The sequence below is a fragment of the Dysgonomonas sp. 521 genome (genome assembly GCF_010501055.1).
GTDB lineage: Bacteria > Bacteroidota > Bacteroidia > Bacteroidales > Dysgonomonadaceae > Dysgonomonas.
The window spans coordinates 1-2,704 of the sequence record NZ_QVMO01000189.1; the positions used below are offsets into that span (position 1 = coordinate 1).

A 2,704-nucleotide genomic window follows, 5' to 3' on the forward strand; every position below is an offset into this window, starting at 1 on the left:
ATTTGGAGCAAATATACAAGTTAATCAAAGAGAAAAACAATTCACTTTAACTATATAATTCAGAGAATAAATATTTTTTCAGAAATATAAATACCAATGCGATTTATAAGGCTTGTACACAGGGTAAAATACACTTTTTTAGCCCCAAAAATACTACTTAAATCGCTGATAATAATATTGTTGAAGCAAATATAAATAAAAATACACTTCGTATAATGAACGTGTCTCAATGTTATGCTAAACTACTCATTTATTTGAATAATAAGTTGGCAAGAATCAAATACATCTCGTATAAGTGAAGCTACTCTCTGTCCTTCTTCGTGGTTTGGATATTCTTCAATCTTTTGTAGTATCTCATATCTTATATTGTCAATAAGATTCTCAAAAATAATACTCTCTATTTTATAATTAAAAAGCACCTCAGTTACTATTGCTTTTACTTCTTCATTTGTTAAGTCACTAATTTTCATTGTATTCAAATTTTAGAGGTTATTTTAATATTTTAATTTGGATTATCATTCTTTGATGGCAAATTTTGCCAATATAACTTTAATGAATCTGAAATCTTTTTTCTTACCTCATCAGATTTTGTAATTTTTCCTCCATAATTTGGATTATTGCACCCTTGTTTTTTTAGGGACTGCTTCATTTTTGTTTCTGGAGAGCTTTCCCTCCATTGCCTTTTTGCCATATTCATTTTTTAATTATATATTTATTGAAACACATTGAGTTGTATTGATATTTATAAATACTATCGTCTTTAAGAAAGTGATATGAAATGACAAAAAAAGCAGAAAAAATAAGGCAGTATTTCATTAATGGTTTAAATATTGATGAGATTATTGATTATCATATTGAAAGGAAACAACCAATAGACAATGTTTCTGAAAGTCCTTTTGCTGAATACTACATGGAGGAAGAAAAAGGCAAGAAAGTAAGGAAAGGACAGGTATTAAAAAACAAAAGGTTGCCCTTATACCATAAAATTGTTTACCTAATTCATCTTATTGCCTGCAGGTGTACCAATAATGAAAATGGGATCACAAATCTGAATGCATCAGCCCTACAAAAACTTGTTGGGAATGATTATCAGGAAATTTTATTGACACTGCAAGAAAAGGAAATAATAACCATTAATGAAATGTATTTGGTTGAAAAATATTCAAAATCCTATGCCATTCACCAAAATTACTACAATAAAATTTCAACCATTGAAACCCTAAATCCAAAACTGATAAAATACAATAATAAAGCAATTAAACTGATTAAAGAATATGGAAAACACAATAAAGGAGAAATATAATAAAGTTTTGAATCAACTGAAACTAACTTATATAGATGAAGCAGAAGAGTTTATCAACACAAGAAAATATCAGAGTATCAGACAGGAAAAATATTACAAGAATGTATTTTACCAATACAAAGACAAAACATCTTTTGAAATTATAAGCATTGATAAGAATAACAGAATCCATACCATTCTATCAAGAACACCAAGATATTTAAGATCATTTCTAAACATCAAATATTCATTGGATATAAGCAACTCCCATCCATTATTATTAAATTATTATTTGATTAAGAAATATGAAATAAATGAAAATCAATTAAATTATTTATATAAAATAATTGATGATTATAAAATTAATTCTTTTAATAAAATATATTCTTACAATAATTATGTTATATCCCCTTATGATAATGAGAATTTTTATAAATCATTGAAAATCAACATTCAGAAAATTTCAAAAAATGCAAATAAGATACCAACAAATGTAATTGAATATATGGTTAAAACTTCACTTGGAAAATTTTGGGAGGATTTTACAACTGAATTTAAGGGTAGTGGATTGTTAAGGGATGAAGTTAAGACTACATTGTTTAAGGAAGTATTTTATTCAAAAACTACCAATACAAGGTATAAGGGTTTTGCCAAAGCTTTCAAAAAGAAATATAAAAATGTATATGACCTAATAAATGTATATAAGCCCAAAGAAGACACCAAACTATTAAGTAATATGATGATGGGCTTAGAAGCTGAAATTTTTCATCAGATACTTGAAAAACTATATAAGAAAAGAGGTTGTAATGTATTAACCATACATGATGCAATTGTTATGCTTGATACCAAAGGAACAGAAAAATATCAACCTGATGAAATTGAAAAGGTAATGAAACAGGTCTATCACAAGTATAATCTTAATCCTTCTATATCTATTGAATATTTTACTCCTGATAAATGGAAAAAAGAAATTGAAGAACTACAATTAAATCAGCCTTACATTGATGCCTATATTGAAGAGTTAAGAAACTATGCAAGCAATCCCAATGATGAAAATTATAAATCAGCAAAAGGTATCTTAAAATGGATTGAAGATGGTGAAGTTGAAATTATTGTAGAAAATGGAGTATTGGTATTCCATACCATTTCAAAATAAAAATACAAAATAAATAAATATCAATATAATTCAATTCATTGTAGAGATGCCAATTTTTTCTGGGGCCAATTTTTATCAGCAGTATGTACTACAAACAATTGGTCAATATAGCTCAATAGTTGTCTGTTTTATAGGCAGTGGGAGGATACAGAGGTCAGGGAAGCAATTCTAAACAACTCCATATTATTAGATGAATTATTTAAAGTACAATAAATTATTGAATTAGACATAAAAAAGAAAGGCGCATAACTATAATCTTTGTTATT

4 protein-coding genes are annotated in these 2,704 nt (G+C 26.8%); 2 read left to right on the forward strand and 2 right to left on the reverse strand.

Going from position 1 to position 2,704, the window contains the following annotated elements:
• Positions 1–242: 242 nt before the first annotated feature.
• Together D0T84_RS21965 and D0T84_RS21970 are read right to left on the reverse strand one after the other, a co-directional pair.
• Positions 243–470, reverse strand: a complete 228-nt coding sequence (locus D0T84_RS21965) for a hypothetical protein (protein WP_163310053.1) — start codon at positions 468–470, stop codon at positions 243–245.
• Between the two features lie 32 nt (positions 471–502).
• A complete protein-coding gene (locus D0T84_RS21970; protein WP_163310054.1) occupies positions 503–691 on the reverse strand; it encodes an NUMOD3 domain-containing DNA-binding protein in 189 nt (62 codons plus the stop codon).
• A gap of 87 nt (positions 692–778) precedes the next feature.
• On the opposite strand from D0T84_RS21970, the gene D0T84_RS21975 reads away from it, so the two are divergent.
• Both D0T84_RS21975 and D0T84_RS21980 read left to right on the forward strand, forming a co-directional pair.
• Positions 779–1,303, forward strand: coding sequence for a hypothetical protein (locus tag D0T84_RS21975; protein ID WP_163310055.1), 525 nt, complete (start codon positions 779–781; stop codon positions 1,301–1,303).
• On the forward strand, positions 1,275–2,438 hold the full coding sequence (locus D0T84_RS21980) for a hypothetical protein (protein WP_163310056.1): 1,164 nt from the start codon (positions 1,275–1,277) through the stop codon (positions 2,436–2,438). The genes D0T84_RS21975 and D0T84_RS21980 overlap by 29 nt, the downstream gene beginning before the upstream one ends.
• The last annotated feature ends 266 nt before the right edge of the window (positions 2,439–2,704 follow it).

Bases quoted from the DNA above. Each gene is read 5' to 3' on its own strand.
- D0T84_RS21965 (WP_163310053.1), bottom strand. From the start codon at position 470: ATGAAAATTAGTGACTTAACAAATGAAGAAGTAAAAGCAATAGTAACT.
- D0T84_RS21970 (WP_163310054.1), bottom strand. From the start codon at position 691: ATGGCAAAAAGGCAATGGAGGGAAAGCTCTCCAGAAACAAAAATGAAG.
- D0T84_RS21975 (WP_163310055.1), top strand. From the start codon at position 779: ATGACAAAAAAAGCAGAAAAAATAAGGCAGTATTTCATTAATGGTTTA.
- D0T84_RS21980 (WP_163310056.1), top strand. From the start codon at position 1,275: ATGGAAAACACAATAAAGGAGAAATATAATAAAGTTTTGAATCAACTG.